This window comes from Pseudocitrobacter vendiensis (assembly GCF_943590815.1).
Taxonomy (GTDB): domain Bacteria; phylum Pseudomonadota; class Gammaproteobacteria; order Enterobacterales; family Enterobacteriaceae; genus Pseudocitrobacter; species Pseudocitrobacter vendiensis.
Genome location: NZ_CALSBS010000003.1, coordinates 296,053 through 321,118 on the forward strand (window position 1 = coordinate 296,053; position 25,066 = coordinate 321,118).

A 25,066-nucleotide genomic window follows, 5' to 3' on the forward strand; every position below is an offset into this window, starting at 1 on the left:
CCGGATAAGCGCAGCGCCATCCGGCGTAATACTTAGCCCGTGGCAGTGTACGTGCGGGCCAGGATTTGTGAGCAATACAGACACCCAGTTCCAGGCTGAGTGTCACTAGAGAGAATCCGGGTTATGTTGCAGTTTATTCTCCGACGTTTGGGACTCGTCATCCCCACGTTTATCGGTATTACCCTTCTCACGTTTGCGTTTGTCCATATGATCCCCGGCGACCCGGTGATGATTATGGCGGGCGAGCGTGGTATCTCCCCTGAACGCCATGCCGAACTGTTGGCAGCACTCGGCCTTGATAAGCCGATGTGGCAGCAGTACCTCCACTATATCTGGGGCGTGTTGCACGGTGATTTAGGGATCTCGCTGAAAAGCCGTCTCCCGGTGTGGGACGAGTTCGTGCCGCGTTTTAAAGCGACGCTGGAACTTGGTATCTGCGCCATGATGTTCGCCGTTGCCGTGGGTATCCCGGTGGGTGTGCTGGCTGCGGTGAAGCGCGGCTCTATCTTCGATCACACTGCGGTTGGCCTGGCGTTGACCGGCTACTCCATGCCTATCTTCTGGTGGGGCATGATGCTGATTATGCTGGTCTCGGTGCAGTGGAACCTGACGCCGGTTTCAGGGCGCGTGAGCGACATGGTGTTCCTTGATGACTCGAACCCGCTAACCGGTTTTATGCTGATAGATACCGCTATCTGGGGCGAAGAGGGCAACTTTATTGACGCGGTGGCGCATATGATTTTGCCAGCCATCGTGCTGGGGACCATCCCGCTGGCGGTGATTGTGCGTATGACGCGTTCTTCCATGCTGGAAGTATTAGGTGAAGATTACATCCGTACCGCGCGCGCCAAAGGGCTGACCCGCATGCGGGTCATCGTGGTGCACGCGTTGCGTAACGCCATGCTGCCGGTGGTGACCGTTATCGGCTTGCAGGTGGGGACGTTGCTGGCAGGGGCCATCCTGACGGAAACCATTTTCTCCTGGCCGGGGCTGGGCCGCTGGTTAATCGACGCCTTGCAGCGCCGCGACTACCCGGTGGTACAGGGCGGTGTGCTGCTGGTTGCGACGATGATTATCCTCGTCAACCTGCTGGTTGATCTCCTCTATGGCGTGGTGAACCCGCGTATTCGGCATAAGAAGTAAGGGGCCATCATGTCACAAGTTACTGAAAATAAAACGGTGTCCGCACCGGTGCCGATGACGCCGTTGCAGGAGTTCTGGCACTACTTTAAACGTAACAAAGGCGCCGTGGTTGGCCTGGTTTATGTGGTTGTTGTGCTGTTTATCGCTATTTTTGCCAACTGGATTGCGCCGTATAACCCGGCAGATCAGTTCCGTGATTCCCTGCTCGTGCCGCCGGTCTGGCAGGAAGGCGGAAGCTGGGCGCATTTGCTGGGAACGGATGACGTCGGCCGCGATGTGATGACGCGCTTAATGTATGGCGCGCGTTTATCTCTGCTGGTGGGGTGTCTGGTAGTGGTGCTGTCGCTGGTGCTGGGGATTGTTCTTGGGCTGGTGGCGGGCTACTTTGGCGGCCTGGTTGATAACGTCATTATGCGCGTGGTCGATATCATGCTGGCGCTGCCGAGCCTGCTGCTGGCACTGGTGCTGGTAGCCATTTTCGGCCCATCGATTGGTAACGCCGCGCTGGCGCTGACCTTCGTTGCGCTGCCGCACTACGTGCGCCTGACGCGTGCTGCCGTACTGGTGGAAGTGAACCGCGACTACGTCACCGCGTCTCGCGTGGCGGGGGCGGGGGCGATGCGCCAGATGTTCGTCAATATCTTCCCGAACTGCCTTGCACCGCTGATTGTTCAGGCGTCGCTCGGTTTCTCTAACGCCATTCTCGATATGGCCGCCCTTGGCTTCCTCGGCATGGGTGCGCAACCGCCAACACCGGAGTGGGGCACGATGCTCTCCGACGTGTTGCAGTTCGCGCAAAGCGCCTGGTGGGTCGTGACCTTCCCCGGTCTGGCGATCCTGCTGACGGTGCTGGCATTTAACCTGATGGGTGACGGTCTGCGTGACGCGCTCGATCCCAAACTGAAGCAGTAAGAGGTTCGAGATGGCGTTATTAAATGTAGATAAATTATCGGTGCACTTCGGTGACGAAGGTACACCGTTCCGCGCCGTTGACCGCGTCAGTTACAGCGTTGATCAGGGCGAAGTGGTCGGGATTGTGGGCGAGTCAGGTTCCGGTAAATCCGTCAGCTCACTGGCGATTATGGGGCTGATTGACTATCCGGGCCGGGTGATGGCAGAGAGCCTTGCCTTTAATGGGCAGGATCTCAAGCGTATCTCGGAGAAAGAACGCCGCAATCTGGTCGGGGCGGAAGTCGCGATGATCTTCCAGGATCCGATGACCAGCCTCAACCCGTGCTACACCGTCGGTTTCCAGATAATGGAAGCGATTAAGGTGCATCAGGGCGGTAACAAGAAAACACGTCGTCAGCGGGCAATTGACCTGCTGAATCAGGTCGGCATTCCTGACCCGGCCTCGCGTTTAGACGTATATCCGCACCAGCTTTCCGGTGGGATGAGCCAGCGCGTGATGATCGCCATGGCGATAGCCTGTCGGCCAAAACTGCTGATTGCCGATGAACCGACAACGGCGCTCGACGTGACCATTCAGGCGCAGATTATTGAACTGCTGCTGGAGCTTCAGCAGAAAGAGAACATGGCACTGATCCTGATTACCCACGATCTGGCACTGGTTGCGGAAGCCGCGCATAAAATTATCGTGATGTATGCCGGCCAGGTCGTGGAAACCGGGGCGGCACATGATATTTTCCGCGCGCCGCGCCACCCATACACCCAGGCGCTGCTGCGTGCGTTGCCGGAGTTTGCTCAGGACAAAGCCCGCCTGGCGTCGCTGCCGGGCGTGGTTCCGGGCAAATATGACCGTCCGAACGGATGTCTGCTTAACCCGCGTTGCCCGTATGCGACGGATAGATGCCGCACTGAAGAACCGGATCTGAACCTGCTAGATGGCGCGCGTCAGTCCAAATGTCACTACCCACTCGATGACGCCGGGAGGCCTACAAAATGAGTACGCAAGAGGCCGCTCTGCAACCGCTGTTGCAGGCAACCGAACTGAAAAAATACTACCCGGTGAAAAAAGGGCTGTTTGCCCCCGAGCGTCTGGTAAAAGCGCTGGACGGCGTGTCGTTTACGCTCGAGCGCGGTAAAACGCTGGCAGTAGTGGGGGAATCCGGCTGCGGGAAATCGACGCTGGGGCGTCTGCTGACGATGATTGAAACGCCTACCGGGGGGGCGCTTTCTTATCAGGGGCAGGACCTGCTCAAACACGATCCGCATGCGCAGAAATTACGTCGGCAGAAAATCCAGATTGTCTTCCAGAACCCCTACGGCTCGCTGAACCCGCGAAAAAAAGTGGGGCAGATCCTGGAAGAACCGCTGCTGATTAACACCTCACTCAGCAAAGCCGAACGTCGTGAAAAAGCGCTGGCGATGATGGCGAAAGTGGGCCTGAAAACGGAACACTACGACCGCTATCCGCATATGTTCTCCGGCGGCCAGCGTCAGCGTATCGCCATCGCGCGTGGGTTGATGCTCGACCCGGACGTGGTGATTGCCGACGAACCGGTTTCCGCGCTGGACGTTTCGGTGCGCGCGCAGGTGCTCAACCTGATGATGGATTTGCAGCAGGAGCTGGGGCTGTCTTATGTCTTCATCTCCCACGACCTGTCGGTGGTCGAGCACATTGCCGATGAAGTGATGGTGATGTACCTCGGCCGCTGTGTGGAGAAGGGGACGAAAGACCAAATCTTCAATAATCCGCGTCATCCGTACACCCAGGCACTGCTTTCAGCGACACCGCGTCTGAATCCGGACGATCGTCGCGAGCGCATTAAGCTCACCGGTGAACTGCCAAGCCCGCTGAATCCACCGCCGGGTTGCGCTTTCAATGCCCGCTGCCGTCGTCGGTTTGGGCCCTGTACCCAACTCGCGCCGCAGCTGAAAGAGTATAACGGTCAACTGGTTGCGTGCTTTGCCGTAGAGCAGGATGAAAACCCTGAAAAGGCGTTATAAGGTCTGGAAGGCAGCGCGCATCTTGCGAGATTGCCAGGTGAAGAGAATAAATAAAAAAGCGTAGTATCGACGCCAGGCCGGGTTCGCCCGGTCAGGCGCAATGTTGCGGGGGCTTGATCCCCGGCGGCATTGGTTGCTGGAAAGAGAAAACCCCCGCACGTTGAGAGGTTTAACCTGACAACATAACGGGGGCTTATCTTGACTCTAGACAATTCAAGAATAGCCGCGAACCGTTGTCATTTCAAGCAAGGCGGCTATATGACGTTCGCACAACTCTGTGTGATCTTCTGGCACGATCTGGCAGCGCCGATTCTGGTGGGGGTTATTACCACCGCAATCGTGAGCAGGTGGCGTAACCGGAGATAATCCGCAGGCGGGCGTCAGGCTGTCGAGATGGCAACGTGCGCCCGAAACAGGCCGCAGGGGTAACATCCTGCGGCCTTTTTTGCTTATTGCGGGTACGGCACCCAGTCACCGCCGTTCAGGCGAACGTAAGGTTTACCCTGGTATTGCATCACAACGGCGTTGGAGTTCTCGGAGACCGGAGCCGTTTGCGGCAGGTTGTTGGTATAAGCCTGCCAGTCCACGCTGTCTTCATTGAACATCTTACCGTCAACGGCGCGGGCAACCAGTTCGGAGACCGCAAGGTAGCTGCTCGGCTGATCGATGACGATCGGCGCGCCCTGATGCGGCGCTTTCATGCCAAAGAATTTCACTGCGGCAGGAACATGCGTAATGGACGGGCTCGGGATATCGCGCAGGCCAGAAACCTGCATTTTATCGCCCTGCAGCGCTGCGCCGTGTTCCGGCACCACGACGACCATCACTTTACGCCCTGATTTTTCCAGCTCGGTAAAGAAGGTATCCAGCTCATCAAACAGCTTCTGCGCACGCGCTTTGTAATCGGCGGTTTTGCTCTGGCCCTGATAGTGGTTACCGTCGTGCAGCGGCAGAATGTTGAAGAAGGTTGCGGTGCGTTTTTCCGCCCCCTGGCCTTCCGACTCCTGCCAGCGTTTCAGGACGGCAAGATCGTCATACACCGGCGAGCCGTCGAAGGAGAGCAGGTTAACCGGCAGTTTGCTTTGATCCATCAGCGGGCTTTGCACGCCTCCGTTATCACGTATTTCTTTCAGGAAGCCACCAAAGACGCCGTTGTGATCCAGCATCAGTTGCTGCGCGAAGCCCAGTTTGCTCAGGTTGTCGAACAGGTAGCACTGATTCCCGGCGGGTTGATATAGATTGGTATGCGACGGTTGACCGCAGCTGGCGCGCAGCAGGCGAATCGCCGCCGGTCCGCTGTAGGAGGTTGCTGAGTTGAAGTTGGTAAAGCGAATATCAAAGTGCGACCACAGCGGGTGCTGCATCAGGCCAGCCGCTTCAATATCGGCGTTCGAGAGCGAGCAGATGTTGATCACCAGCAGTTCAAACGGCTGGGCATCGGCAGGCAAGGCGTCCGGGAATTTGGTCGAGCGTTTCTCTTCAGATTGATAGAAGCTGCTTAGCCAGGCGTTGAGATTGGCCGAGGTCGGCGGCGCAGTTTGCGCAGGGATATCTCCGACGACCGGCGTATTGCCCGCCGTAGCGACCGTCGCGGCAGCCGTGCCGCCAGTGGTGGTGACAGTATTGGTCGGCTGGCCGCCCGGGAACAGGCTAAAAGAGGGGCCAACCAGGGTAATCAGGTTCAGCCAGACCATCGCCGCAACCACAAATACCGTTACGCGAATCCACTGGGTTAAGAACAGCCAGGCGACCAGCAGCACAAAGAAGGCGCCGACCATCTGCCAGTTAATAAAGCGAGTGACCAGATCCCACATGTAGTCCGCACTGAAGCCAGCAATTTGCGAGCCCTGGCTCATGATGCTTTCCGGACCCGGCAGCCAGGTATCATGCCAGAAGAGGGCAAAGCCTATCGGGATGGCAATCCAGTTACGCCATTTATGCAGGCGGCGATTGGGCAGCGGAAACAGCAGAAACGCCATAAACACCAGGTTCTGCATGGCGTGGAAATTGAGGTAACCGGCCCACAGCAGGCCGAATTTTACCAGGAAATAGAAGTTCCAGCCGGACAAGCCGCGCCAGTATTGCCAGAGCGGCGATGAGGCCGTGGCGGTTTGGGTTGATTGGGTCATTTTTCTGTTTTCGCTCTGGAACTGGAACCCCGGCGGACGATACCAGCCGGTTTGACATAACGCGGTTTAAAGAACATCAGCCGGAAGGCGTTTTCGATGCGGCGCTGATAGTGGCGCGTCAAATATCCCAGCGGGAAGAAAAGCAGCGCGCACAAGACGACTAACTGAATAATATCGCTTATCGACATCATGATGACTGTTCTCCCGTGTCAGCGGATAAACGATGCGGTTCCGGATACCGACGCCAGTGACGGCCATCGTGCGTGGCGTTGATAATTTTGCCCGGCTGGATGGTCACCGGCAGCGGCTTCGTCCAGCGCTCCGGTTTCACGTCCTGCATATTCACCAGTTCTGCCGCGATTTGTTTATCTTCAAACCAAATCACCCGGTTAGAGAAAATGTCGCCCGTCGGCAGCGGGAAAATATGGTTCAGGGCGATATCGAGATCGTTGACCCGACAAAACGATAAAAAGATCATCAGGCGCTTATCTGCAATGGTAGCAATATCGCCCATACGGTGCGGACGGCACAGGGTCAGCGCTTGTTCAACGCGCAATCCCGGCGCCGGACGCAGCGCGACCAGCACACCTTTGCCATCGGCAGGCAGCAACGGATTGCTGACGATTTTTTGTACCGCATCGCAGAATACATCCCACTTCTGGTAACCTTTAAGCTTCAGGGGTTCGGTATTACTGAACAGCGTAGTCAAATCTTCCGGTACGCGGCGGCTGAATTGCTGATTTTGCACGCTTTCAATTAAGGTCAGGCAGCGCGAAAGCGCCGAACTGTGAGAGATCACAAGGTTCGCCCCGCAGCTTAACAGCAGGCGCTCGTCGGTGGCGCGCAGGCTGGGCACGCTTTCGCGCACCACGATTTTCAACGCTGTACCGCGCTGGCGTCGTAAGGTGTGAATATAACGCGCGAGCTGTTCAATCTGGCTGTTCTGGCCCATCACGAAAATCACCGTCGCGGCCTGCGCGCTGCGCGCGGCATTAAAGACGGCATCGTTGGTGTCGAATACGGACCAGTGCTCAGAAAGCGGCGGAGCCCCTTCCAGAAAAGCAATATTGCTTAATACCGCTTTTTCATCAGTACGCGGCTGAACATTTGCCAGCTCTTCAGGAACTAATTCCAGACCGTTATCGTTTTTCCTGATGAGAAGTTGCTGGCGGGCGCTTACGCCTTTTTCATTTGCCCAAAAGGCAATGTCAAAAAGCATTCCATCGCCCTGGTAACGTAAACTTGCCAGACCGGCAAGCGAACCGTACTCACTTAACAAACGCGAGGTTTGGGCATCCGAATTGTTTCCGGGGCTGAGAATCAATAGGGTGCAACGATGGTATTTTACCCACTTATTGGATTTACTGAGCCAATCGTGAAATTTTTCTGGAGGAATATTTTTCCATGCATTATTGCTGCATAAAACCACAACCAGATAATTTGTAGGATCGAGACAACAGAGTAAATCGCGGCGCATAAAGTATAGACTGCTTTCATTTTCCTGCATGGAAAAAAGATCTATTTTTTGAGGCCCACAGTCTTCGTCTAACTTTATGATTTTCTTTGGATCTGAACCCATGCAGACCACCGCGACCCGCGCCTCTTTTGGTTGCGCGGAAAGGGTTTGGTTGAGCAGGCTGACAGCGTCTTCATGGCGATCGGTATTAACCCACCATATGCCACCGGTCGGCATGTGACTGACTTCGTCCCATAATGACTGAATACCAATAGAAAATATGGGGTTCATCGTGTCCTTCTTTTTGCGGATTAGCCTGCATATCAGTTTACTAGCGAAAGCAGTAGAATAAACCTAAGATTGAAATTAAATAACATCAGATTTAGCATGTAAACGAATTTCAGGAAAAGCTTGCATAGCACCGTAGCGTAGTTCCTGGTTTATTCCATAGGGATCGACAAAAATGCCTGATAATGAACCCATGACATCGTCAGATTCGACGCTCGGTTATACATTTCAGAATGACTTCCTGGCATTGAGCCGGGCATTTTCTTTGCCGGACATAGACTACACCGATATTTCTCAGCGCGAACAACTTGCCGCAGCCTTTAAGCGTTGGCCTTTGCTGGCTGAGTTTGCAGAACAAAAAGTCGAACAAAAATAAGGAAGCCATAATGGCCATTCTGGGATTACAGGGCTTGCGTGGCGGAGTGGGAACCACTTCCGTTACGGCAGCGCTAGCCTGGTCATTACAACTACTTGGCGAATCGGTGCTGGTGATTGATGCTTGCCCCGATAATTTGCTGCGCCTGTCATTTAATGACGACATCGCCCACAAAGGCGGCTGGGCGCGTGCGGTGCTTGACGGAGCCGACTGGCGCGATGCCGGGATGCGTTATACCTCGCTGATTGACGTTTTACCGTTTGGCGCGCTGACGCCGGGCGAGCGTGAGAATGTCCTGTCGCTGGCGGATAAACTTGCGGAAATTACCGCCATTGTTGACGCGCTCCAGCGTCAGGGAGAGTATCGCTGGATCCTCCTCGACCTGCCGCACGGTTTTTATCCGTGGACGCAATCCCTGATGGCGGCCTGCCATCATACGCTGATGATTGTCCAGCCGGACACCAACTGCCACGTGCGCCTGCACCAGCAGGCGCTGCCGGTGAATGCCCATATCCTGATTAACGACCTGCGCGTCGGCAGTCAGCTCCAGGAAGATCTTTATCAGGTATGGCTGCAAACCCAGCGCCGCCTGCTGCCGATTGCCGTGCATCGTGACGAAGCGATGGCCGAGAGTATGGCAGCGAAACAACCGCTGGGCGAATATCGTCACGACTCGCTGGCGGCGGAAGAGATCCTGACGCTGGCGAGCTGGTGTCTGCTGCATTACGCCGGTGTCCGCGCTCCTGAGGAGTCCGCATCATGATAAGCCTGAGCGCCTGGCTGTTTGCGCCGGAAGCCTATACGCGCCTGCATGCGCGCTATCAGGGCTATCGGCGCGCGGGCGCATCTCGTTTTAGCGCATCGCTGGGCTGCTTTTGGGTGGCGCTGGTGTGGGCGTTTATTCCGCTTGAACAGGCGAACTGGCAGCGGCTGATCGCCCGCCAGGATGAGCTTTATCCCCATATTGACGCCCAGCGTCCGCGTCCGCTCGACCCGCTACGCTATCTGCTGCAAAGCGTGTGGCTGCTGGCGACGAAGCGGCCTGAACCGGCTAAACGTCCTGGCTGGCGATCCCTTGCGGCGGTGCAGGGCGTGATGGGGCGCTATCATCAGTGGGTGGAGGCGATTCCGGCGAAGGTCAACGCGCGAACCGGGCACCTGGATAGCCACAAAGAGCTGGCGCACATCAACCCGAAAATCCGCCGTATTGTGCTGGGCGTGGTGGTGACGCTGTCGCTCGCGCTGGCGCTGATTTGTGTTACGCAGCCCTTTAACCCATTGTCTCAGTTCATCTTCCTGATGCTGCTGTGGGGCGTGGCGCTGCTGGTCAGACGCATTCCTGGGCGCTTCTCGGCGCTGATGCTGATTGTACTGTCGCTTACCGTTTCCTGCCGCTATATCTGGTGGCGTTATACCTCCACCCTTAACTGGAATGACCCGGTTAGCCTGGTGTGCGGACTCATTCTGCTGTTCGCTGAAACCTACGCGTGGATTGTGCTGGTGCTGGGGTATTTCCAGGTCGTCTGGCCGCTCAACCGCCAGCCCGTTCCGTTGCCAAAAGACATGAATCAGTGGCCGACGGTCGACATTTTTGTGCCAACCTACAACGAAGACCTCAATGTGGTGAAGAACACGGTCTACGCGTCGCTGGGTATCGACTGGCCGAAGGATAAAGTGTCAATCTGGATACTGGATGACGGCAACCGTCCTGAGTTTCGTCAGTTTGCGAAAGATGTCGGCGTCGAGTACGTCGCGCGTAGCACCCATGAGCATGCGAAAGCCGGGAATATCAACAATGCGCTGAAACTGGCGAAAGGCGAATTCGTGTCGATTTTCGACTGCGACCACGTGCCTACCCGCTCCTTCCTGCAAATGACCATGGGCTGGTTCCTGAAGGATAAAAAGCTGGCGATGATGCAGACGCCACACCACTTCTTCTCGCCCGATCCGTTTGAACGCAACCTGGGCCGCTTCCGTAAAACGCCGAACGAAGGCACGCTGTTCTACGGCCTGGTGCAGGACGGTAACGACATGTGGGATGCGACCTTCTTCTGCGGTTCCTGCGCCGTCATCCGCCGTAAACCGCTGGATGAAATTGGCGGCATTGCCGTTGAAACGGTGACGGAAGATGCGCACACCTCGCTGCGTTTGCATCGTCGCGGCTACACGTCTGCGTATATGCGCCTTCCGCAGGCGGCGGGGCTGGCGACCGAGAGTTTATCTGCGCATATTGGTCAACGTATTCGCTGGGCACGCGGAATGGTGCAAATCTTCCGTCTGGATAACCCCTTGTTTGGAAAAGGGTTAAAGTTTGCGCAACGCCTCTGTTACGTCAACGCCATGTTCCACTTCTTGTCCGGCGTGCCGCGGCTTATCTTCCTGACCGCGCCGCTCGCTTTCCTGTTGCTGCACGCCTACATCATTTACGCGCCGGCGCTGATGATTGCGCTGTTTGTGCTGCCGCACATGATCCACGCCAGCCTGACCAACTCGAAGATTCAGGGCAAATACCGCCACTCCTTCTGGAGCGAAATCTACGAAACGGTACTGGCGTGGTATATCGCGCCGCCGACGCTGGTTGCGTTGATTAACCCGCACAAAGGCAAATTCAACGTCACTGCAAAAGGTGGGCTGGTAAAAGAGGAGTATGTCGACTGGGTGATTTCCCGGCCTTACATCTACCTTGTTTTGCTCAATCTGGTGGGTGTGGCGTTCGGTATCTGGCGCTATATGTATGGCCCGGAAGATGAAATTCTCACCGTATGGGTGAGCCTGGTGTGGGTCTTCTACAACCTGATTATCCTCGGTGGCGCCGTCGCCGTGTCGGTTGAAAGTAAACAGGTTCGCCGCTCGCATCGCGTAGAGATCAAAATGCCTGGCGCGATTGCCCGCGAGGACGGACATCTCTTCTCCTGCACGGTGCATGATTTTTCCGACGGCGGGGTGGGGATCAAAATTAACGGTGACGCGCAGGTGCTGGAAGAGCAGAAAGTGAATCTGCTGCTTAAGCGTGGTCAGCAGGAGTACGTCTTCCCGACGCAGGTGGTGCGCGTGATTGGCAACGAAGTCGGTCTGAAGCTGCTACCGATGACCACCCGTCAGCATATCGATTTTGTTCAATGTACTTTCGCGCGCGCCGATACCTGGGCGCTCTGGCAGGACAGCTATCCGGAAGATAAACCTCTGGAAAGTCTGCTGGATATTCTCAAGCTCGGTTTCCGGGGCTACCGCCATCTGGCGGAATTTGCTCCACCGTTTGCAAAAGTAATTTTCCGTACGCTCACTTCGCTGGTGGCCTGGGTGGCTTCTTTTGTCCCGCGTCGTCCTGAGCGTGAAGCTGTGCAGCCGCACTCACAGCCGGTTATGGCTCAACAATAATGATGATTACACGATGAAAAGAAAACTCTCCTGGATTTGTGCAGTGGCGATGGGAATGGGCAGCTTGCTGCCTGCGACAACCTGGTCTGAACCGACGACCGCAACGCCGGTTATGCCGCCTGCTCAGGAGAGCGCGACGACGCCTGCTGCTGCGCCGTCCGATGCCTCGCCGGTGGTGGTGGAAAGCGTGCCATCGCGTGATGTCAAACTTACCTTCGCGCAAATTGCGCCGCCGCCGGGCAGCATGGTGCTGCGCGGAGCGAATCCCAATGGCTCCATTGAATTCGGTATGCGCAGTGATGAAGTTGTGTCGAAGGCCTTGCTGAATCTCACCTATACGCCTTCGCCGTCGCTTCAGCCGGTGCTGTCGCAACTGAAGGTGTACCTGAACGAAGAGCTGATGGATGTGCTGCCGGTCACCAAAGAGCAACTGGGGAAAAAGGTCAGCGCGCAGATCCCTATCGACCCGCTCTATATCACCGATTTTAACCGCGTGCGCCTGGAGTTTGTCGGCCACTATCGCGACGTCTGTGAAAACCCGGCTAACAGCACCGTCTGGCTGGATGTAGGCCGCAACAGTTCGCTGGATTTGACCTATCAGGCGCTGAATGTGCGTAACGATCTGTCGCACTTCCCGGTGCCGTTCTTCGATGCCCGCGACAATCGTCCGCTCACTTTGCCTATCGTGTTTGCGGCGACGCCGGATCTGCAACAGCAGCAGGCGGCGGGCATTGTCGCCTCGTGGTTTGGTTCGCGTGCAGGCTGGCGTGGGCAGACCTTCCCGGTCAGCTACAACACGCTACCGGATAAAAATGCCATTGTTTTTGCCACCAACGACAAGCGTCCTGACTTCCTGCGCGATCATCCGGCGGTAAAAGCCCCGACTATCGAAATGATCAATCACCCGGACAATCCTTACGTCAAGCTGCTGGTGATCATGGGCCGTGACGATAAAGATCTGTTGATGGCGGCGAAGGGCATTGCTCAGGGCAATATCTTGTTCCGTGGCGACAGCGTGGTGGTGGACGATGTAAAACCGCTGCTGGCGCGTGTGCCATACGATGCGCCGAACTGGGTGCGTACTGACCGCGCGGTCACTTTTGGTGAGCTGAAAACTTACGAGCAACAGCTGCAATCTACCGGGCTGGAACCGGCGTCCATTAACGTGGCGCTGAACCTGCCGCCGGATCTCTACCTGCTGCGCAGCAACGGTATCGATATGGATCTCAAATATCGCTTTACCATGCCTGCGGTGAAAGACAGTTCGCGAATGGATATCAGCCTGAACGATCAGTTCTTACAGTCGTTTAATCTTAACAGCACCCAGGAAGTGAGCAGCCTGCTGCTGCGTCTGCCGGTATTGCAGGGATTGGTTGACGGTAAAAACGAAGTGACTATTCCGGCCCTGCGTCTGGGTGCAATGAACCAGTTACGTTTCGACTTCCAGTATATGAACCCGATGCCGGGCGGCTCGATCGACAACTGTATTACCTTCCAGCCTGTGCAGAACCATGTGGTGATTGGCGACGACTCGACGATCGACTTCTCTAACTATTATCACTTCCTGGCGATGCCGGACCTGCGCGCGTTTGCCAACGCGGGCTTCCCGTTCAGCCGCATGGCCGATCTTTCTGATACCACCGTGGTGATGCCGAAAACGCCGACCGTTGAACAGGTGACCACGTTGCTGAATACCGTCGGCGAGATGGGCGCACAAACCGGTTTCCCGGCGATGAACGTGACCCTGGCCGACGAAAGTAGCGACATTCAGGGCAAAGATACCGACTTGCTGCTGATTGGCTCCATTCCGCAAAAACTGAAAAACGACAAGCAGATTGACCTGCTGGTTGAAGCCACGAAGAGCTGGGTGAAAACGCCGCTGCGTCATCATGAGCTGCCGAGCATCTATCTCGATGAAAACGAACGTAAACCGAACGTGCAGACGGACGTCACCTCATCCGGCCCGATGGCGGCGATAGTCGGCTTCCAGTCGCCGTATAACGATCAACGCAGCGTGGTTGCGCTGCTGGCAGATAGCCCGCGCGGTTATGAACTGCTGAACGGTGCGCTGAACGACAGCGGCAAGCGCGCAGCCATGTTTGGTTCTGTTTCTGTTATTCGCGAATCGGGCGTGAACAGCCTGCGCGTGGGCGATGTGTACTACGTCGGTCACCTGCCATGGTTCGAGCGTCTGTGGTTTGCCCTCTCTAACCATCCGATTCTGCTGGCGCTGTTTGCCGCTATCAGCATCGTATTGCTGGCGTGGGTGCTGTGGCGACTGCTGCGCATTATCAGCCGCCGTCGACTGGACCCTGAAGACGAGTAAGCCGTGATGAAAAGCGTACGCTGGATAGTTTTGCTGTTAGCGCTGGGCACGATGATACAGGCCCAGGCGGCCTGTAACTGGCCTGCCTGGGATCAGTTCAAAAAAGACTATATCAGTGCCGAAGGGCGCGTTATCGACCCGAGCGATGCGCGCAAAATTACTACCTCCGAAGGGCAGAGCTATGCGCTGTTCTTCGCGCTGGCGGCCAACGATCGCGAAACGTTCGGCAAATTGTTCGACTGGACGCAGAACAACCTGGCGCAGGGTGACCTGAAAAGCACGCTGCCCGCCTGGCTGTGGGGCAAGAAAGACGACAACGCATGGACGGTGCTGGATACCAACTCCGCATCCGATTCTGATGTCTGGATCGCCTGGTCGCTGCTGGAAGCCGGTCGTCTGTGGAAGAACGCGAACTATACCGAAACCGGGAAAGCGCTGCTCTCGCGCATTGCCCGTGAAGAGGTGGTGAACGTACCGGGGTTAGGCTCAATGCTGCTGCCGGGCAAAATTGGTTTTGCCGAGACCAGCAGCTGGCGCTTTAACCCAAGCTACCTGCCGCCGCAACTGGCGAGTTACTTCACCCGCTTTGGCGCGCCGTGGACGACGTTGCGCGAAACCAATCAGCGCCTGCTGATGGAAACAGCCCCGAAAGGCTATTCGCCGGACTGGGTGAATTACGAGAAAGGCAAGGGCTGGCAGAAGCAGAGTAAAACGCCGCTGGTGGGCAGCTATGACGCCATCCGCGTCTATTTATGGGTGGGCATGATGCATAACAGCGACCCGCAAAAAGCCCGTCTGTTAACCCGATTTAAAGCGATGGCGGCGCAGACCGCTCGCGAAGGCGTTCCGCCGGAAAAAGTCGACACACTGACTGGCAAAGTGACCGGCAATGGCCCGGTGGGCTTCTCCGCCTCGCTGCTGCCGTTCCTGCAGGATCGTGACGCGCAAGCCGTTCAGCGTCAGCGCGTGGCCGACAATTTCCCTGGCGCAGACGCCTATTACAGCTATGTCCTGACCCTCTTTGGCCAGGGCTGGGACCAACACCGTTTTCGCTTCAGCGCCCGCGGTGAATTACTACCTGACTGGGGCCAGGAATGCGCAAGTTCACACTAAGTTTACTCACTCTCTCTTTAGGTATTACGCTGGCTCCGGCGAGTTACGCCGCGCCCTCAGCGCAGGAACAATTGCTTAATCAGGTGCGGTTGGGGGAATCCAGCAAGCGCGAAGATATCGTGCAGCAGTCGTTGTATCGCCTGGAGCTGATCGACCCGAATAATCCGCAGGTGCTTGCTGCGCGGTTGCGTTACATGCTGCGTCAGGGCGATACCGCCGGGGCGCAAAAACAGCTTGAACGACTAAAAAGCCTCGCGCCCAATTCAACGGAATACAACGCTTCGCGTACAGAGCTTTTGTTGAATTCAGCGGAAGGTCGCCAGGCGCTGCAACAGGCGCGTCTGCTGGCGACCACCGGTCACGCAGACGAAGCCATCGCAGCCTATGAGAAAGCGTTTAACGGCCCGCCGCCGGATGGAGATTACGCGGTGGAGTATTGGGCCACGGCGCTGAAAATCCCGGCGCGGCACAATGACGCGGTGACACGTTTACAGGCGCTCAATAAACAGATGCCGGGCAACGTCACCTTGCAATCCACCCTGGCGCGCACCCTGCTGGCGGATAACCGTCGTGACGACGCGTTTGCCGTACTGGAACAGATGGCGAAATCGTCCAACGGGCGCAATGAAGCGGGCGATGTCTGGTTCAACGCCATTAAGGATCAGCCGCCGAGCCAGGCGAGCGTCCAGTCGCTTCAGCGTTTCCTGCAAATTTTCACAACCGGTGAGCAGGCGGATAACGCCCGTGGATTGTTGGCGGATCAACAGAAAACCCTGTCTGACCCAACCGTTCGCGCGAAGAGTGAAGCCGCTGCTGCGCTGGCGTCGGGGAATGCCGCGTCAGCCATTGCCGATTTGCAACGCGCTGTTGCAACAAACAATAAGGATGCCGACGCCATCGGCACGCTCGGTGAAGCCTATTCACAGAAAGGTGACCGCGCACGCGCAGTCGCGCAACTGCAAAAAGCGATTGCCCTCGACCCGCAAAACACCAGCCGCAGCAAGTGGGATAGCCTGCTGAAAACCAACCGCTACTGGCTGCTGATTCAGCAGGGCGACGCGGCGCTGAAGGCCAATAACCCGACGCAGGCGCAAGCGTATTACCAGCAGGCGCAGCGGGTGGATAATACCGACAGCTATGCGATTCTTGGGCTGGGCGACGTCGCTGCCGCACGTAAGGATTACCCGACGGCGGAAGGCTATTACAAACAGACTTTGCGCATGGACCGGGATAATAATCTCGCGGTGCGTGGTCTGGCGAATGTCTATCGGGTGCAGTCTCCCGAGAAAGCGACCGCTTACATTCAATCGTTACCTGCGACACAACGTCGCAGTATTGATGATATTGAGCGCGGTCTGACCAACGATCGCCTTGAACAGCAGGCCGAAGCGCTTGAGAACAAAGGCCAGTGGGCGCAGGCCGCCGAGGTGCAGCGTCAGCGCCTGGCGCTCAACCCGGACAGCGTGTGGATAACGTATCGCCTGGCGAAAGACCTCGACAGCGCGGGCAAGCGCGGTGAAGCCGATTCGCTGATGCGCAATCTGGCGCAGAAGCAGGCAAAAGATCCGGATCAGGTTTACGCCTACAGTCTGTATCTCTCCAGCACTGAACGCGATGCTGCCGCCATTTCTCACTTAGACACGCTGCCGCGCAGTCAGTGGAACAGCAACATTCAGGAACTCTCAGACCGCCTGCAATTCGCCAAAACGATGCAGGAGGCAAACCGGCTGCGTGACGCCGGTCAGGAGAAACAAGCCATTGCGCTTTTGCGCAAACAACCCGCGTCTACGCGCATCACGTTGACCCTCGCCGACTGGGCGCAGCAGCGCGGCGATGCGTCGCAGGCTATTGCGCTCTACAACGAGGTACTGAGCCAGGAGCCGCAAAATGACGATGCGCGACTGGGGCTGGCGGAGCTGTATTTAGCGCAGGGCGATAAGGCTGCCGCGCGTGCGCAACTGGCGCAACTCTCCACCACGGGCGAAGCGCCGTCGATGGGCATGCAGCGGCGTATTGCGCTGGTGCAGTCAGGGCTCGGCGATAACGAAACAGCGCGTAATACCTTTAATACGCTGGCGCAGCAGGCGAAATCTCAGCCGCCGTCAATGGACAGCGCGCTGGTGCTGCGCGATGCCGCACGTTTCCAGGCGCAGGATGGCAACCCGCAGCAGGCGCTGGAAACCTATAAAGATACGATGGTCGCCACCGGGATTACGCCGACGCGACCGCAGGATAACGACACCTTCACCCGCCTGACGCGCAACGATGCCAGCGATGACTGGCTCAAGCGCGGCGTGCGCAGCGATGCGGCGGACCTCTATCGTCAGCAGGATCTCAACGTCACGCTGGAGCATGACTACTGGGGTTCCAGCGGCACGGGCGGGTATTCGGCCCTGAAAGCACATACCACCATGCTCCAGGTGGATGCGCCGCTCTCAGACGGACGCATGTTCTTCCGCTCCGATTGGGTGGACATGAATGTCGGGAGTTTTTCACGCAAAAATGACGGCAGCTACGCGCCAGACTGGGGTACCTGCGGCATTAAAGATCACCCCTGTCATGGCGGTGCCAGTTCGAATGACAACGGCGTCAGCGTAGCGGTGGGTTGGAAAAACGACACCTGGAGTGGCGACATCGGTACCACGCCGATGGGCTTCAATGTGGTGGATGTGGTCGGTGGCCTGAGCTACAGCAGCAAAGCGGGCCCGATTGGTTACACCCTGGAAGGTCATCGTCGCCCAATCTCCAGCTCGCTGTTGGCCTTCGGCGGCCAGCAGGATAACAGCAAAGATGGTCACACCGGCAAGAAATGGGGCGGGGTACGCGCCGACGGCGGCGTACTCAGCCTGAGCTATGACAAAGGCGAGGCCAACGGCGTCTGGGCGTCGCTGGGCGCGGACCAGTTAACCGGCAAGAACGTTGACGATAACTGGCGTGTACGCTGGATGACCGGCTACTACTACAAGGTGATTAATGAAAATAATCGCCGGGTGACGGTCGGTCTGAACAACATGATTTGGCATTATCAGAAGGATCTGAGCGGCTATACTTTGGGCCAGGGGGGATACTACAGCCCGCAAGAGTATGTGTCGTTTGCCGTGCCGGTGACCTGGCGTCAACGGACAGAAAACTGGTCGTGGGAGCTGGGCGGTTCGGTATCGTGGTCGCATTCACGCACCAAATCGCAGGCCAGCTATCCGCTGATGAATCTGATTCCGACCGACTGGCGGGAAAACGCCAGCCAGGATAGCAGCAGCGGTGGCAGCAGTCAGGGCTTCGGTTACACCGCGCGTGCGCTGGTAGAGCGTCGGGTGACGTCGAACTGGTTCGTTGGCGCGGCGGTGGATATTCAGGAAGCGAAGGATTACACCCCAAGCCATGCCTTGTTGTATGTGCGTTACTCGGCGGCAGGCTGGCAGGGCGATCTGGATATGCCGCCTCAGCCATTAGTCCCATACGCTGACTGGTGATTTTAATCGCTGAAATTAACCGACAACTGTCACGAATTCCATCCTCTTAGCGTATAATCGGCCCGCGAAACGTCATACTTTGTTACGTTATCGCGGGCTTTGTCCTGTTTTGTTGCGCATCTGATATCTGCACAGTAAGACATTTGTGCTTTCTGTTGTGGATCGTCGTTTTGTCGGCCTGTTCCTTTTGGTCACCTTTTGACTTTGTCATCGACCTCGTTATCCTCATGACGGGCAGTGCGTTAAGTTTTTAGTGGAGAATTCTTTTGCGCGTCAGCCGTTCACTTACGATCAAACAAATGGCAATGGTTGCAGGCGTAACCATGGTGTTCGTGTTTGTCTTTTGTTTCATTCTGCTTTTTCACTTTGTGCAGCAGAACCGCTATAACACGGCCACGCAACTTGAAAGCATCGCCCGTTCCGTTCGCCAGCCGCTTTCTGCGGCCATTCTCAAGGCCGATATTCCGGAAGCGGAAACCATTCTTGGCCGCATTCAGCCTTCCGGCATTGTGAGCCGGGCCGATGTTGTGTTGCCTAACCAGTTCCAGGCGCTGCGCATGAGCTTTATTCCGGAACGCCCGGTTCCGGTGATGATCACCCGTATTTTTGAGCTGCCAGTACAGATTTCGCTACCGCTCTATTCGCTGGAACGCCCGGCAAACCCACAGCCGCTGGCTTATCTGGTGCTTCAGTCCGATTCGTACCGTATGTACAAATTCGTGATGAGCGCCCTTGCTACGTTAGTGACTGCTTACTTACTTTTGGTGCTGATCCTCACCGTGGCGCTGACATGGAGCATCAACCGCCTGATTGTGCGTCCGCTGCGTGCGATTGCCAATGAACTGAACGACCTCTCGCCAGAAGAGCGCGTGGGCCATCAACTCGCCCTGCCGCGTCTGCATCACGACGATGAAATCGGCAAAATGGTGCGCAGCTACAACCGTCATCAGCAGCTTGCGTTGCGCCAGTATGATGAGCTTTGCAGCCGCGCAACGCGTTTCCCGGTGTCCGAATTACCCAACAAAGCCTTCTTACTGGCGTTGCTTGAGCGAACCGTGAGCCAGCAGAAAACCACCGCGCTGTTGATGGTGGCCTGTGAGACCCTGCAGGACACGGCGGGCGTCCTGAAAGAAGAGCAGCGCGAAATGCTGTTGCTGACCCTGGTTGAGAAGCTGAAACAGGTGATCTCACCGCGCATGGTACTGGCGCAGGTCAGCGCCTATGACTTCGCCATTCTGGCAGAAGGTGTCACCGAACCGTGGCACGCCATCACATTAGGTCAGCAAGTACTCACTGTCATGAATGAGCGTTTGCCGTTGCAGGGGATTCAACTGCGCCCAACTGCAAGCGTCGGTATTGCCATGTTCGAAGGCGGGTTGAGCGCCGAACAACTCTATCGTCGCGCGATTTCGGCGGCCTTCAGTGCGCGCCGCAAGGGTAAAAATCAGATTGAGTTTTTTAACCCGGAACAGATGGAAAAAGCGCAAAAACGCCTGACGCAGGAGAGCGACATTCTCTCGGCCCTGGAACACCACCAGTTTGCCATCTGGTTACAGCCGCAAATCGATACCGAAACCGGCAAGGTGTGCAGCGCGGAAGTGTTGCTGCGCCAGCAGCAGGTGAACGGCGAATGGGAGTTGCCAAACGACCTGATCGACACCATCGAGTCCTGCGGGCTGATGGTGACCGTCGGCCATTGGGTACTGGAAGAGGCGTGTCGCCTGCTTTCCGCGTGGCAGAAGCGCGGCATCATGCTGCCGCTGTCGGTCAATCTCTCTGCCCTGCAACTGATGCACTATAATATGGTGCCGGATATGCTGGCGCTGCTCGAACGCTACCGTATCGCACCTGGCACGCTGGTACTGGAAGTGACGGAAAGCCGCAGTATCGACGATCCCAAAGCCGCTGTAGCGATTCTGCGACCGTTGCGCAATGCCGGGGTGCGTATCGCGCTGGATGATTTTGGTATGGGCTATGCGGGGCTCCAGCAGCTTCAGCATATGAAGTCGCTGCCTGTGGACATCCTGAAAATCGACAAGCTGTTCGTGGATACCTTGCCGGAGGATGCCAGCATGGTGGCGGCGATTATTCAGCTCGCACGTAGCCTGCATCTGCGGCTGGTGGCGGAGGGGGTGGAAACGCAGGCACAATATGACTGGCTGAAGGCGGCGAATGTCGATGTGTTACAGGGTTTCCTGTTTGCGCGTGCGGTGTCACCGGAAAGTTTTGAGCAGGACTACCTGCCGAAGTCGGCGGTGAAACCCGATTGAAAATGATTTTGCAGTTGTGCGAGTCAGCTCAAGGTTTTTAACAATTCAGTTGCAAATGTAGCTATATATATTTCCGTAATGTTTCGTGGGTGTTATTTTGAGGTCACAAGTTGGGTAATCCCCTACCTGGTTTGTGGTTTTATCTTAAGGACATCCTATGAAAACCTCTTTCTTCAAAAGCCTCTACGTGCAGGTTCTGACCGCCATCGTCATCGGTGTGCTGTTAGGCCACTACTACCCTGAGTTAGGCGCGCAAATGAAACCGCTTGGCGACGCGTTCGTTAAGCTGATTAAAATGATCATCGCGCCTGTCATCTTTTGTACCGTCGTGACCGGTATTGCCGGGATGGAAAGCATGAAGGCGGTAGGGCGTACCGGTGCGGTGGCGCTACTCTACTTCGAAGTGGTCAGTACCATTGCGCTGATTATTGGTCTGATTATTGTTAACCTGGTGCAACCCGGTGCGGGCATGAACGTGGATCCGGCGAGTCTGGATGCGGGCGCGGTTGCCGTGTACGCCGAGCAGGCGAAGGATCAGGGCATTGTTGCTTTCATATTGGATATCATCCCTTCCAGTGTAATTGGCGCGTTTGCCAGCGGTAACATACTGCAGGTGCTGCTGTTTGCGGTGCTGTTCGGCTTTGCGTTGCACCGTCTGGGCAGCAAAGGCCAGCTGATTTTTAACGTCATCGAGAGCTTCTCGCAGGTTATCTTCGGCATCATCAACATGATCATGCGTCTGGCGCCTATCGGGGCGTTCGGGGCCATGGCCTTCACCATTGGTAAGTACGGTGTGGGCACGCTGGTGCAACTCGGCCAGTTGATCATCTGCTTCTACATCACCTGTATTCTGTTCGTGGTGGTGGTACTCGGTTCTATCGCCAAAGCCACTGGCTTCAGCATCTTCAAGTTCATCCGCTACATCCGTGAGGAACTGCTGATTGTGCTGGGCACGTCTTCTTCCGAATCGGCGCTGCCGCGTATGCTGGACAAGATGGAGAAGCTGGGTTGTAAGAAATCGGTGGTGGGGCTGGTGATACCGACGGGGTACTCGTTCAACCTCGACGGCACCTCTATCTATCTGACGATGGCGGCGGTGTTTATCGCCCAGGCAACCAACAGCCACATGGATATTTTCCACCAGATCACCCTGCTGGTGGTGCTGTTGCTCTCCTCTAAAGGGGCGGCGGGTGTCACCGGAAGCGGGTTTATCGTGCTGGCGGCAACCATCTCCGCCGTTGGGCATTTACCGGTCGCGGGCCTGGCTCTGATTCTGGGTATCGACCGCTTTATGTCGGAAGCGCGCGCGCTGACCAACCTGATTGGTAACGGCGTGGCAACGATTGTGGTGGCGAAACGCGTTAAGCAGCTCGACCAGCAACAACTGGATGATGTGCTGAATAATCGTACGCCTGCCAACAAATCGCACGAATTATCCTCTTAAATCCTCATCTTAAGCCCGTACTCCCTTGCTGGAGTGCGGGCTCCTGCGCATAATTAGGCGGCGTCGCACATTGCTGGCGACGATGTCATGCTATCGTAAGACATTATTTTTCGTAGCGATGTGACGTTTTGACGATCGTGTGGTCAAACAGACGTGTTTACGACATTCTTTTCGGCAACCACGACGTGTGGATTGCCTTTGTAACCAGGAACGTTCATCAGGGGTTCACATGCAGGGCACAAAAATTCGACTCTTAGCTGGCAGTTTGCTGATGATGGCGACAGCGGGTTATGTGCAGGCAGAGGCGCTACAGCCCGATCCCGCCTGGCAACAGGGTACCCTGGCTAATGGTTTTCAGTGGCAGGTACTTTCCACGCCTCAGCGTCCCAGCGATCGCGTTGAAATCCGGCTGGTGGTGAATATCGGCTCGCTCTCTGAAAGCGCGCAACAAACCGGCTACAGCCATCTCATTCCCCGCATTGCGCTGACGCAAAGCGGAAGCTTACAACCGATGCAGGCTCGCTCTCTGTGGCAGCAGGGCATCGACCCGAAACGGCCGCTACCGCCCGCGATCGTTTCCTATGATTACACCCACTTTAATTTAAGCCTGCCTAACAACCGCACAGACTTACTGAAAGAGTCGCTCTCCTGGCTTGCCAGCGCCGGCGGCAGTGTCTCAATTACGCCGCAGACGATAGAACATGCGTTGAGTACGCAGGATATGGTGGCAACCTGGCCGCAGGATACCAAAGATGGCTGGTGGCGCTATCGCCTGAAAGGTTCCACCATGCTGGGCCACGACCCGGCAGAGCCGTTGAAGCGCCCGGTGGATGCCGGGCAGGTGAAAGCGTTTTACCAGAAATGGTACACGCCGGATGCGATGACCCTGATTGTGGTCGGCAACGTCGATAGCCGCACGGTTGCCGAGCAAATCAACAAAACTTTCGGCGAGCTAAAGGGCAAGCGTGAAACGCCTGCGGCCGTGCCGACGCTTTCGCCGCTGCGCCCGGAAGCGGTCAGTATCATGACTAAAAACGTCACCCAGGATCGTCTGTCGCTGATGTGGGATACCCCATGGCAGCCCATCCGTGAATCTGCGGCGATGCTGCGTTACTGGCGTGCGGACCTCGCGCGTGAAGCGCTGTTCTGGCACGTTCAGCAGAAACTGAGCAAAAACAACGCGAAAGACATCGCATTAGGCTTTGATTGCCGGGTGCTGTACCTGCGCGCCCAGTGTTCCATCAACCTGGATTCCCCGGGCGATAAGCTCGACGGTAACCTTGGCGTGGTGGCGAAAGAGCTGGCGGAAGTCCGCGAAAAGGGTTTGCCGGTCGAAGAGTTTGACGCGCTGGTCGCGCAGAAAAAGCTGGAACTGCAAAAACTGTTCGCGACTTATGCCCGCACCGACACCGATGTGCTGATGAGCCAGCGTATGCGTTCATTGCAGAATCAGGTGGTGGATATTGCGCCAGAGCAGTATCAGCAACTGCGCCAGAACTTCCTTGATACGTTAACGCTCGATATGGTGAACCAGGATCTTCGCAACCAGCTGTCGCAGGATATGGCGCTGATTTTGCAGCAGCCTACCGGTGAACCGGAGCATAACATGAAGGAACTGAAGGCCACGTGGGATACCGTAATGGCAGCGCCTGCGGCGGCAGAACCGGTAAGCGGGGATGACGTGCGCCAGGACGTGTCGGATATTCCGCCGGGGCAGTAAAACAACCCTCACCCCGCCCTCTCCCTGAGGGAGAGGGAGAAAACCGCACACGTTTAACCTTTGGCACAATCCGTCCCCTCTCCCTCAGGGAGAGGGTTAGGGTGAGGGGTTAAGCCGGCATCGCCTCGCGCGGAATAATCGCGCCGCGATGCTGAATGACGGTGCTGGCGGTCAGGTGACCACGCTGCGCCGCCGCTACCGCATCGCCGCCGGTCAAACGTACCGCCAGGTACCCCGCACTGAAAGAATCGCCTGCTGCGGTGGTATCCACAACTTTCTCTTTCGGCAGTTTCACCGCAGGAACATCCACCACGTTCTGGCCTGCAATCGCCACCAGACAGGAGTCGGCGCCGCGTTTCACCACCACTTCCTGCACGCCTGCCGCATGGGTACGCGCAATCACGTCTTCAACCGGCTTCTCGCCCCACAGCGCGTCTTCATCGTCCAGCGTCAGGAAAGCGATGTCGGTGCATTCCAGCATCTGTTGGTAAACCTGCTGAGTCTCTTCTTTGCTGGCCCACAGGCGCGGACGGTAATTATTGTCGAAGATGACTTTCCCGCCGTTGGCGCGGCATTCGCGCAGCAGAGAGAGCAATTTTTCGCGGCTTGTCGGGCTCAAAATCGCCAGGCTGATCCCGCTCAGGTAGAGGTAGTCGTAGGTCGCCAGTTCTTCACAAACGGCGGCTGCTTCATCGCTTTCCAGCCAGAATTTTGCCGCCGCTTCGTTACGCCAGTAATAGAACGTACGCTCGCCGGTATCGTCGGTTTCGATGTAGTAGAGGCCCGGCATGCGGTTGCTCATGCGCTGAATCAGCCCGGTACCGACGTTTTCTGCTTTCCAGGCATCCAGCATCTGCTGGCTGAACGTATCGGTGCCCAGTGCGGTGACGTAGTCGACGCGCAGCGCAGCAGAATCAACCTGGCGCGCGATATACACTGATGTGTTTAAAGTGTCGCCGCCAAAGCCGCGGGTTACGTCTGCGCCCTTCTCGGACAGCTCAATCATGCATTCGCCAATCACGGCAATTTTTTTAGACATAGTC

The 25,066-nt window shown here is 56.6% G+C and carries 18 protein-coding genes; 14 read left to right on the forward strand and 4 right to left on the reverse strand.

What is annotated here, in order from left to right; translation table 11 throughout:
- Nucleotides 1–123: 123 nt before the first annotated feature.
- The 5 genes from dppB (at nt 124) to NMC31_RS06010 (ending at nt 4,419) form a co-directional block, all read left to right on the forward strand.
- Nucleotides 124–1,143 (forward strand): dipeptide ABC transporter permease DppB, encoded by a 1,020-nt coding sequence (gene dppB / locus NMC31_RS05990; protein WP_149463623.1) that lies wholly within the window; start codon nt 124–126, stop codon nt 1,141–1,143.
- Between the two features lie 9 nt (nt 1,144–1,152).
- Entirely contained in the window at nt 1,153–2,055 is a 903-nt protein-coding gene (gene dppC, locus NMC31_RS05995; protein WP_149463622.1) for a dipeptide ABC transporter permease DppC, read from the forward strand.
- Nucleotides 2,056–2,065: 10 nt separating this feature from the next.
- The gene (gene dppD, locus NMC31_RS06000; protein WP_253897287.1) at nt 2,066–3,049 is read left to right on the forward strand and encodes a dipeptide ABC transporter ATP-binding protein; all 984 of its coding nucleotides are present in this window, start codon (nt 2,066–2,068) and stop codon (nt 3,047–3,049) included.
- On the forward strand, nt 3,046–4,053 hold the full coding sequence (gene dppF / locus NMC31_RS06005; protein WP_253897288.1) for a dipeptide ABC transporter ATP-binding subunit DppF: 1,008 nt from the start codon (nt 3,046–3,048) through the stop codon (nt 4,051–4,053). Before dppD ends, dppF begins: the two co-directional genes overlap by 4 nt.
- A 258-nt stretch (nt 4,054–4,311) precedes the next feature.
- Nucleotides 4,312–4,419, forward strand: coding sequence for a type I toxin-antitoxin system toxin Ldr family protein (locus tag NMC31_RS06010; RefSeq protein WP_253897289.1), 108 nt, complete (start codon nt 4,312–4,314; stop codon nt 4,417–4,419).
- Nucleotides 4,420–4,502: 83 nt separating this feature from the next.
- Here the strand turns inward: NMC31_RS06010 and bcsG are convergent, their stop codons facing one another.
- The 3 genes from bcsG to bcsE are packed head-to-tail and all read right to left on the reverse strand — an operon-like array spanning nt 4,503 to nt 7,929.
- Complete coding sequence (gene bcsG, locus NMC31_RS06015; RefSeq protein WP_253897290.1) at nt 4,503–6,182, reverse strand: cellulose biosynthesis protein BcsG; 1,680 nt, start codon at nt 6,180–6,182, stop codon at nt 4,503–4,505.
- Nucleotides 6,179–6,373, reverse strand: a complete 195-nt coding sequence (gene bcsF / locus NMC31_RS06020) for a cellulose biosynthesis protein BcsF (RefSeq protein ID WP_253897291.1) — start codon at nt 6,371–6,373, stop codon at nt 6,179–6,181. The genes bcsG and bcsF overlap by 4 nt, the downstream gene beginning before the upstream one ends.
- On the reverse strand, nt 6,370–7,929 hold the full coding sequence (gene bcsE, locus NMC31_RS06025) for a cellulose biosynthesis protein BcsE (RefSeq protein WP_253897292.1): 1,560 nt from the start codon (nt 7,927–7,929) through the stop codon (nt 6,370–6,372). Before bcsE ends, bcsF begins: the two co-directional genes overlap by 4 nt.
- Before the next feature lie 172 nt (nt 7,930–8,101).
- On the opposite strand from bcsE, the gene bcsR reads away from it, so the two are divergent.
- The 9 genes from bcsR to NMC31_RS06070 all read left to right on the forward strand — a co-directional run bounded on the left by bcsR (nt 8,102) and on the right by NMC31_RS06070 (nt 24,023).
- A complete protein-coding gene (gene bcsR / locus NMC31_RS06030) occupies nt 8,102–8,302 on the forward strand; it encodes a cellulose biosynthesis protein BcsR (protein ID WP_015962571.1) in 201 nt (66 codons plus the stop codon).
- A gap of 10 nt (nt 8,303–8,312) precedes the next feature.
- On the forward strand, nt 8,313–9,065 hold the full coding sequence (gene bcsQ / locus NMC31_RS06035; protein WP_253897293.1) for a cellulose biosynthesis protein BcsQ: 753 nt from the start codon (nt 8,313–8,315) through the stop codon (nt 9,063–9,065).
- Nucleotides 9,062–11,680, forward strand: a complete 2,619-nt coding sequence (gene bcsA, locus NMC31_RS06040) for a UDP-forming cellulose synthase catalytic subunit (RefSeq protein WP_253897294.1) — start codon at nt 9,062–9,064, stop codon at nt 11,678–11,680. The genes bcsQ and bcsA overlap by 4 nt, the downstream gene beginning before the upstream one ends.
- A 13-nt stretch (nt 11,681–11,693) precedes the next feature.
- The gene (gene bcsB, locus NMC31_RS06045) at nt 11,694–14,006 is read left to right on the forward strand and encodes a cellulose biosynthesis cyclic di-GMP-binding regulatory protein BcsB (protein WP_253897295.1); all 2,313 of its coding nucleotides are present in this window, start codon (nt 11,694–11,696) and stop codon (nt 14,004–14,006) included.
- Between the two features lie 6 nt (nt 14,007–14,012).
- Nucleotides 14,013–15,119, forward strand: a complete 1,107-nt coding sequence (bcsZ, locus tag NMC31_RS06050) for a cellulose synthase complex periplasmic endoglucanase BcsZ (RefSeq protein ID WP_253897317.1) — start codon at nt 14,013–14,015, stop codon at nt 15,117–15,119.
- Nucleotides 15,101–18,589: a cellulose synthase complex outer membrane protein BcsC gene (gene bcsC / locus NMC31_RS06055; RefSeq protein WP_253897296.1), complete on the forward strand. Its 3,489-nt coding sequence runs from the start codon at nt 15,101–15,103 to the stop codon at nt 18,587–18,589. Before bcsZ ends, bcsC begins: the two co-directional genes overlap by 19 nt.
- A 266-nt stretch (nt 18,590–18,855) precedes the next feature.
- On the forward strand, nt 18,856–20,859 hold the full coding sequence (gene hmsP, locus NMC31_RS06060) for a biofilm formation regulator HmsP (RefSeq protein WP_253897297.1): 2,004 nt from the start codon (nt 18,856–18,858) through the stop codon (nt 20,857–20,859).
- Nucleotides 20,860–21,016: 157 nt separating this feature from the next.
- The gene (locus NMC31_RS06065) at nt 21,017–22,303 is read left to right on the forward strand and encodes a dicarboxylate/amino acid:cation symporter (RefSeq protein ID WP_149464062.1); all 1,287 of its coding nucleotides are present in this window, start codon (nt 21,017–21,019) and stop codon (nt 22,301–22,303) included.
- A 229-nt stretch (nt 22,304–22,532) separates the two neighbouring features.
- Nucleotides 22,533–24,023: a M16 family metallopeptidase gene (locus NMC31_RS06070; RefSeq protein WP_253897298.1), complete on the forward strand. Its 1,491-nt coding sequence runs from the start codon at nt 22,533–22,535 to the stop codon at nt 24,021–24,023.
- Between the two features lie 109 nt (nt 24,024–24,132).
- Here the strand turns inward: NMC31_RS06070 and kdgK are convergent, their stop codons facing one another.
- Nucleotides 24,133–25,062 (reverse strand): 2-dehydro-3-deoxygluconokinase, encoded by a 930-nt coding sequence (gene kdgK, locus NMC31_RS06075; RefSeq protein WP_253897299.1) that lies wholly within the window; start codon nt 25,060–25,062, stop codon nt 24,133–24,135.
- Between the last annotated feature and the right edge of the window lie 4 nt (nt 25,063–25,066).